9 protein-coding genes are annotated in these 7,195 nt (G+C 71.0%); 4 read left to right on the top strand and 5 right to left on the bottom strand.

Features of this window, described 5'->3' with window-relative positions; all coding sequences use genetic code 11:
- The 3 genes from KBZ04_RS01400 to KBZ04_RS01390 form a co-directional block, all read right to left on the bottom strand.
- Positions 1-396 (bottom strand): FHA domain-containing protein (locus tag KBZ04_RS01400; protein ID WP_254990122.1); only part of this gene is annotated, 396 nt, incomplete at its 3' end.
- Complete coding sequence (gene lspA / locus KBZ04_RS01395; protein ID WP_254990121.1) at positions 377-853, bottom strand: signal peptidase II; 477 nt, start codon at positions 851-853, stop codon at positions 377-379. The genes KBZ04_RS01400 and lspA, both read right to left, overlap by 20 nt.
- Entirely contained in the window at positions 853-1,422 is a 570-nt protein-coding gene (locus KBZ04_RS01390; RefSeq protein ID WP_254990120.1) for a biotin transporter BioY, read from the bottom strand. Before KBZ04_RS01390 ends, lspA begins: the two co-directional genes overlap by 1 nt.
- An 82-nt stretch (positions 1,423-1,504) precedes the next feature.
- Between KBZ04_RS01390 and KBZ04_RS01385 the strand changes: the two genes are divergently transcribed.
- Positions 1,505-1,801 carry an NAD(P)H dehydrogenase assembly family protein gene (locus KBZ04_RS01385; RefSeq protein WP_315860020.1) on the top strand — a complete coding sequence of 99 codons (297 nt, stop codon included), beginning with the start codon at positions 1,505-1,507 and terminating at the stop codon, positions 1,799-1,801.
- Here KBZ04_RS01385 and KBZ04_RS01380 read toward each other — a convergent pair.
- Together KBZ04_RS01380 and KBZ04_RS01375 are read right to left on the bottom strand one after the other, a co-directional pair.
- Positions 1,761-3,086, bottom strand: coding sequence for a M16 family metallopeptidase (locus KBZ04_RS01380; protein WP_254990119.1), 1,326 nt, complete (start codon positions 3,084-3,086; stop codon positions 1,761-1,763). The genes KBZ04_RS01385 and KBZ04_RS01380 overlap by 41 nt on opposite strands.
- A complete protein-coding gene (locus KBZ04_RS01375) occupies positions 3,083-4,327 on the bottom strand; it encodes a M16 family metallopeptidase (RefSeq protein WP_254990118.1) in 1,245 nt (414 codons plus the stop codon). Before KBZ04_RS01375 ends, KBZ04_RS01380 begins: the two co-directional genes overlap by 4 nt.
- A 72-nt stretch (positions 4,328-4,399) precedes the next feature.
- On the opposite strand from KBZ04_RS01375, the gene KBZ04_RS01370 reads away from it, so the two are divergent.
- From KBZ04_RS01370 to devC, 3 genes are read left to right on the top strand one after another with little or no spacing between them, the layout of a single operon-like run.
- Positions 4,400-5,152, top strand: coding sequence for a phycocyanobilin:ferredoxin oxidoreductase (locus KBZ04_RS01370; RefSeq protein WP_254990117.1), 753 nt, complete (start codon positions 4,400-4,402; stop codon positions 5,150-5,152).
- Between the two features lie 11 nt (positions 5,153-5,163).
- Positions 5,164-6,030, top strand: a complete 867-nt coding sequence (locus KBZ04_RS01365; protein WP_254990116.1) for an HlyD family efflux transporter periplasmic adaptor subunit — start codon at positions 5,164-5,166, stop codon at positions 6,028-6,030.
- A complete protein-coding gene (gene devC / locus KBZ04_RS01360) occupies positions 6,027-7,193 on the top strand; it encodes an ABC transporter permease DevC (RefSeq protein ID WP_254990115.1) in 1,167 nt (388 codons plus the stop codon). Before KBZ04_RS01365 ends, devC begins: the two co-directional genes overlap by 4 nt.
- Positions 7,194-7,195 lie beyond the last annotated feature (2 nt).

The following is a 7,195-nucleotide window of genomic DNA, read 5'->3' as shown; positions in this document are numbered from 1 at the left end:
CCAGCGACCCATCCAGGCCCGGCGCAGGCCCCCTTCGGGCTCGAACAGCAGGGTGGGCAGATCCTCCTGATCGGCGGGCCCGAAACGCACCCGATCCCCTTGGCGCAGCACCAGCTCCTTCACCCGGCGGCCCTGCCACCAGAGCCCGTTGGTGGAGCCGGCATCGCTCAGCAGCCAGTGGCCGCCGTGGTTTTCCAGCAGGGCATGGTGGCGGCTCACGGCCGTGTGGTCGATGACGATGCTGTTGTCGGCGGAGCGGCCGATCCGGTAGACGCTGCCGTGCAGCGGGTGGCTCTGCTCCGGCAGGCCGGGGTGCAGCACCCGGAGCTGGGGGCCTGCGACGGGGGTGCGGGGCCGCAGCCGCCGCTCCAGTCCCTCAAGGATGGCGGTCGGCATGGGGTCGCAGCAGTTCGAGGAGGAAGCACGCCACGGCCAGGTTGATGGCCACGTCGGCGAGGTTGAAGATCGGGAAGTGAATCGGGACGAACTCCAGGAAGTCCACCACCGCGCCGTGGCGCCAGCGGTCGATGCCGTTGCCCAGCGCCCCCCCGAGCAGCAGTCCCAGGGCCAGGCCGCTCCAGGGGCCGGCAGGGGGGCGCCAGAGGATCCAGACCAGCAACCCCAGGCTCACCAGGGCGCTCACCAGGCCCAGCTGGATCGATGCCCCTGTGAACAGGCTGAAGGCGGCGCCGGTGTTGCTGACCCGCTGCAGTTGGAGCAGGCCAGGCAGCAGCGGCCGGATGCTGCCGCCGGCGAGGTGGTCGAGGGCCCAGGCCTTGCTCACCTGATCGAGCAGCAGGACAAGGGCCGCCAGCAGCACGATCCCCAGCCGCCGGCGCAGGGGACGAGCCATCACGAGGGCACCAGCAGCAGCCGGCGCAGCAACCAGCCCAGAACGCCGGCGGCGCAGCAGAGCAGCAACTGGGGCAGCAGGGCCAGGCTGTAGCCCACCACCAGGGAGAGGGTGTCACCCCCCCAGCGGCCGGCCAGGCTGCCCAGCACCAGGTTGGCGAGGCCGCAGAGATGCAGCATCACCAGGCCGATGGCGGCGGCCCCGGCCAGGGTGAGCGGATCGTCCATGCCTGGCTGGCGCGCCAGCTTGCCGGTGATCCAGGCGGCCGGCAGGAAGCCCGCCAGGTAGCCGAAGCCCGGATCCAGCAGGTAGCCGATGCCGCCTCCCTCGTGGAACACCGGCAACTGGAACAGTCCGACGCTGAGATAGGCCACAGCCGCCAGGGTGGCACTGCGGGGCCCGCAGACCAGGGCGGTCAGGAGCAGGGCCGGCACCTGCAGGGTGATGCCCAGCGGCCGCACACCCCAGCCACCGGCCTCATGGAAGGGGAAGGCCGCCGGCACCAGACCGCCGACAAGGATGAGCAGGAGGCCGGCGATCGCTCCGCTCCAGGTGGCAAGGGCTCGCAATGAACCGTCCATGGCTGGCGCCCATCCTGCTCCAGCTAGGTTCGGCTGAGAAGGGCCCCCAGCCCGCTGGAGCGCCGTACCCATGCCGGATCTCACCCCCCCCGATCCCGCGATACCGGAGCCGCCGCCGGTTGAAGCGGCGGAGCCTGTGGCGCCGGTGGCCATTCATCTGGGTGATGCCGTGCGGCTGCGCCAGCCCCTCCGCTACCTCAAGACCGCCGACCCGATGCCGATGCTGCGTCCTCCGGATCTGGTGGATCCTGGGGAAGTGGGCCGGGTGGTGGAGATCCGGGCCCTGGAGCTGAGGGCCATCCGCTTCCGCCGCGGCACCTTCCTGATCAACCTCTCCGATCTGGAGCCGGCCTCCCCCGACGGCTGAGTCCATGGTTCAGCCAGGCCTGGTGCGCCCGCTCCAGGGCCGGGGCCGGGCCGACCAGGCTCAGGCTGGGGACGGCCAGCCAGCGGCGTGCCGCCGCCCGCAGATCCTCGGCGGTGAGCCCAGGAGCGCGCTCCATCACCTGGCGCACATGGTCGGGGGGCAGGCCATGGCTGAGCACCAGGGCCTGGCGCTCGGCGATCTGGGAGCAGGTCTGGCGGCCCATGGCGTCCTGCCCCTGGAACTTGGCCAGGGCCAGCAGGCGTGAGCTCTCGTCCAGGGGTTCGTCCAGCAGCCGTTCCCACTCGTCCAGCAGGCAGGTGGTGGCCTCGGCCACCCGCTCGGCCGAGGTGGACAGGTGCATGACAAAGGGCGGACCACCGGCATAGGCCGGCAGGTGCACACCGACGTCGTAGGCCAGACCGCGCTCCTCCCGCAGCGTGATGAACAGTCGGCTGGACATGCCGAGGCCCAGGTGCGCCTGCAGCAACCGCAGCGCCAGGGCGTCGGGATGGCTCAGGGGAACGGTCGCTGCCCCCAGCAGCAGCACCACCTGTTCGGTGTCCTGCACCTGCTGGCCAAAATGCCCCGTGGCCAGCGGTGGACCGGCGAAGGCCTGGGGCCGGGGGGCGTGGGTGCTCCAGGGGGACGCCGCCAGTTCCACCTCCAGGGCCGCCTCCAGCGCAGAAGGGGCGTCGCCACAGAGCACCAGCACGGCCCCGTCGGCCCCGAGGCCCTGCACCAGGGGCCGCAGGTGTTCCGGTCCGAGACCGGCCAGCTCGGCCTCGATCCCGAGGGGGTCATGGCCGTAGGGGCCATCGCCGTAGAGCAGGCGGCGCAGCTGGTCGTGGGCCAGCTGGAAGGGGTCCTCCTTCTGGCGCTGCAGCAGCTGCAGATTGAGCTGCCGTTCGATCGCCACCTGCTCGGGCTCCAGCCGCGGCCGCCGCGCCATCGTCAGCAGCAGGGGCACCAGGGTGGGGGCGTCCTCGGCGGCGCATTTCAGGGCCAGCACCAGGCCGTCCTCCTGGGCTTCCACCCGCAGGGCGGCGCCGGCCCCCTCGACGCAATCGGCCAGGGCCTCGGCATCCAGCTCGCCGCAGCCCCGGGTCATGCAGCCGGCCAGCAGCTGGTGGGCGCCGCGGGCACCGGCCAGATCCCGGCCGCTGCCGCCGGGAATGGCCAGTCGGGCCGCCAGGATCGCCGGCCCTGGCCGGCGCAGGATCCGCAGCGGCAGGCCACCCTCCAGGACGTGGCTGTCGTCGGCGGTGACGGGAGGGGCAAGGCTCATGCCGGCACCGCCTCGAGCAGGCAGGCCCGGGCCGGATCCAGCAGGTCCAGCATCTGCTCCTGGAGCCGGCCGGGCGACCACCGGTCCAGCAGGGCCAGGGGCTGGTCGAGGGCCTGGGTCCGTCCCCAGAGGCGGCTGCTGCCGATCAGGGACGCCACGCCGCCGGGGGATTCCAGGGAAAAGCGATAGCCGTTGGCGACCAAGCGGCGGGCCCGCGACCATTCCTGCTCGCCGAGGCGCTCCTGGCGCAGCTCCTGCCACACCTGGGTGATGGCCCCTCGCACCGCGCCCAGGTCCTCCTCGTCGCAGACCGCCTCCAGCAGGGCGAAGCTGCCGCCCTCCATGGCGTGCAGGTCCAGGTCGATGCTCTCGACGATCTGCAGCTGCTCCCGCAGCCGGTCGACCAGTCGGCTGCGGCGCCCCTCCGCCAGCACGGTGGTGCCCAGATCCGCCCCCACCAGCCCTTCCACATCGCTGGCGGCAGGCAGCCACCAGAGCATCAGCAGCCGGGCGGCCTCCAGCCGCGGCACGGCCAGTCGGTGCGCCCCCGGGGTGACGCGAAGGGTCGCCGGGGCCAGGGCCGCCCCTGTGGTCGCCAGGGCCGCGAGGGGGCCCGCAGCGGCCCGCGCCAGCAGATCCCCATCCGCCACGGCGCCGCTGAGGGCCAGGACGCAGCGGCCGGCGGCGTACTGGCGCTGATGGAAGGCGGCCATGGCGGCCGGGTCGTGGGCCACCAGGGCCTCGCGCCGCCCGAGGATCGGCAGGCCGTAGGGGTGATCGGGGCAGGCCAGGGCGAGCAGGCGCTGAATGGCCACCTCCTCGGGCTGGTCCTCACTCTGGGCCAGTTCCTCCAGCACCACCTGCCGTTCCATGCTGAAACTGTCCGGATCGAGGCGGGGCTGCAGCACCAGATCCAGCAGCAGGTCGAGGGCTTCGGCGGCCCCCTCCGGCGGCATCAGGGCGTGGAAATGGACATCGTCGAAACCGGTGGCAGCGTTGCTGCTGCCCCCCAGGGCCTCAATGCGGCGGTCGAATTCGCCGGCCTCCAGCCCCTCACTGCCCTTGAACACCATGTGCTCGAGGAAATGGGCCATGCCGCTCTCCGTGGGCGTCTCAAAGGCGCTGCCGGCCCGGCACCAGAAGTCGAGGCAGACCAGGGGGGCGTCCTCGAGCGCGAGCTGCACCAGCTCGACGCCATTGGCGAGGGTGTGGCTGACGGGGTCGGCCAGTCCGGGCAGCAAGGACCCGCAACAACCCAGGGACACACTCACGCACGCATGGCAGGATCCGCATTCTGCTGTCACGACGTGTCCATGGGTGAGGTCGCTCCGGCCGGAGACGGTGGCATCCATCCGCTGGTGGATGGCCTGGCCGAGCGCATCCGGCTCTGCCGCAACGCGCTGCCTGATCTGGCGCCGCTGGCGATCGATCCCGACCTGGAGGCCATCAGCGGCAGCCTGGACGGGGATGCCCTCTACATCCGCAACGAGGTGCACCGCTGCCGCGGCCTGCGCAAGCTGCACCTGGAGACGGCCCGGCTGGGCGCCGGTCTGCAGATCCTCCACTGCGTGTTCTTTCCCGATCCCCGCCACGATCTGCCGGTGTTCGGCGCCGACATCGTGGCCGGCAAGGCCGGCGTGAGCGCCGCCATCGTCGACCTTTCCCCGGTGGAGGAGGCGTTGCCGGCGGCGATCGCCGAGGCCCTGGCGTCCCGCTCCCGTCCGGCCTTTGAGCAGGTGCGGGAGTTGCCGCCCTGGGGCTCGATCTTCTCCCCCCACGTGCTGTTCGTGCGGCCGGTGTCGGAGGCGGAGGAAAAGGGATTCGTCGAGGAAGTCGCCACATTCCTCGGCGTGCTCGCCGATGCCGCCAGCGGGAGCCCTTCCCAAGCCCACGACCATCCGGCTACGGTTGCCCGATGGCAAGGGCAGCTGAGGTATTGCAAGCAACAGAAACAAAACGACAAGACCCGGAGGGTTCTGGAGAAGGCGTTCAACCCCCAGTGGGCGGATCGCTACATCGAAGACCTGCTCTTCGACGACCCACCGGCCCCTGGCGCAACGGCCTGATCGTCGCCGGGGTGGCGGGGTTGTTGGTGGGCGGTGTCGTTTTGTATCAGCGCCTGCAGACCGCCAAGCCCCCTGCCGCCGCCGTGGCCCGGCCGCCCGCCCCGGTGGAGGCCGTGGCGGCCCTGGGCCAGCTGGAGCCCGACGGTGATGTGCGCGTGCTGGCCGCTCCGATCACCGGTATCGGCGGCAGCCCGCGCATCACCGAACTGCTGGTGGCCGAGGGCGACCGGGTGCAGGCCGGTCAGCTGCTGGCCCGATTCGACAACCAGCCCCTGCAGAGGGCGGAGCTGTCACTGATCCGCACCCGCATCGCCAACCTCGGCCGCCGGCTCACGATCCAGACCCGCGACCTGGCGCGCTACCGCAAGCTGGCCAGCGATGGGGCCTATTCCGCCGCTGATCTGGATGTGCTGGAGCAGCGCACCCTGGAGCTCCAGGGCGCGTTGCAGGAGGCCAGGGCCTCGCTGGTCAAGGCCAGCACCGATCTGGTCAACACCGAACTGCGGGCACCGATCGACGGCACGGTGCTGCGCATCCAATCCCGCGTCGGCGAACGGCCCGGCGACAAGGGCATCCTCGAGCTCGGGGCCAGCGACCGCATGGAAGCCTCCGTCGAGGTCTACGAGAGCGACATCGACCGGGTGCGGCTCGGCCAGGCCGTGACCCTCACCAGCGAGAACGGCGGCTTCGACGGCACCCTGCGGGGCACCGTGCGGCGCATCAGCCCCCAGGTGCGCCAGCGGGAGGTGCTCTCCACCGACCCCACCGGTGATGCCGATGCCCGCGTGGTGGAGGTGCGGGTGCGTCTCGATCCCAGCGATGGGGCCAGGGTCGCCTCCCTCACCGGCCTCAAGGTGATTGCCCGCCTGCAGCCATGACGCTCTGGCAGGGACGACGGATTCCCCTGGCCTGGCTGCTGCTCACCCGCCAGCCGATGCGGCTGGCCGTAGCCCTTGCCGGGATCACCTTCGCCGGGATCCTGATGTTCATGCAGCTGGGCTTCCGGGATGCCCTGTTCGATTCCAGCATCACGGTGCACAAGCTGTTTGACACCGATCTGGTGCTGCTCAGCCCGCGCACCAAGAGCTCGATCAGCATGGCCGGCTTTCCCCAGCGCCGGCTGGTGCAGGCCATGGCCGATCCGGACGTGACCGGCACCACGCCGGTGCACTGGAACCTGCTGCTCTGGCGCAACCCCAAGACCAAGGGCACCCGCTCCATCCTGGCCCTGGGCTTCGAGCCCCGCGACCCCCTGTTCATCGATCCGGCCGTCACCGCCCTGACGCCGCGCCTCACCCAGAAGGGCCGGGTGCTCTTCGACGACCAGTCCCGCGATGAATTCGGACCGGTGGCGACGTGGTTTAGCGAAGGGCGCACCGTGGAAAGCGAGGTGGCCGGCAAACGGCTGCGGGTGGCCGGCCTGTTCACCGCCGGCGCCTCCTTCGGCGCCGATGGCAACATCCTCACCAGCCGGGAGACCTTCCTCAGCCTGCTGCCCAACACCCCCCCCGGCAGCATCGAACTGGGGCTGATCCGCCTGCGTCCCGGGGCCGATCCCGCCCAGGTGGTGAAACGCCTGCAGGGCCTGCTGCCCGAGGACGTCAGCGTGCTCACCAAGCAGGGCTTCCTTGATCTGGAGATGGACTACTGGCGCAGCAGCACCGCCATCGGGTTCATCTTCTCCCTGGGTGCCGCCATGGGCTTCGTGGTGGGCTGCGTGATCGTTTATCAGATCCTCTATTCCGATGTCAGCGACCACCTGCCGGAATACGCCACGCTGATGGCCATGGGCTACAGCCTGCTGACCCTCCTCGGCGTGGTGGCGCGGGAGGGCCTGCTGCTGGCGATCTTCGGCTATCTGCCCGCCTATGCCGCCGGCCAGGTGCTCTACGCCGTCATCCATGCCGCCACCAAGCTGCCGGTGGCCATGGCCGGCGATCGGGCCATCACCGTCTTCCTGATGATCCTGGTGATGTGCATGGGGTCGGCGGCGATGGCGATGCGCAAGCTGGGTGACGCCGATCCTGCGGACATCTTCTGAGT

Origin of the sequence: Cyanobium sp. N5-Cardenillas, from assembly GCF_024345515.1 — a bacterium.
Classification (GTDB): domain Bacteria; phylum Cyanobacteriota; class Cyanobacteriia; order PCC-6307; family Cyanobiaceae; genus Cyanobium.
Note: the sequence above shows the minus strand (reverse complement) of the source record. Positions and strands in the feature narration are given on the sequence as shown.

What these genes read in the sequence shown, in the direction of transcription:
- lspA (WP_254990121.1), bottom strand. Translation starts at nt 853, where the DNA reads ATGGCTCGTCCCCTGCGCCGGCGGCTGGGGATCGTGCTGCTGGCGGCC.
- KBZ04_RS01385 (WP_315860020.1), top strand. Translation starts at nt 1,505, where the DNA reads ATGCCGGATCTCACCCCCCCCGATCCCGCGATACCGGAGCCGCCGCCG.
- KBZ04_RS01380 (WP_254990119.1), bottom strand. Translation starts at nt 3,086, where the DNA reads ATGAGCCTTGCCCCTCCCGTCACCGCCGACGACAGCCACGTCCTGGAG.
- KBZ04_RS01370 (WP_254990117.1), top strand. Translation starts at nt 4,400, where the DNA reads ATGGGTGAGGTCGCTCCGGCCGGAGACGGTGGCATCCATCCGCTGGTG.
- devC (WP_254990115.1), top strand. Translation starts at nt 6,027, where the DNA reads ATGACGCTCTGGCAGGGACGACGGATTCCCCTGGCCTGGCTGCTGCTC.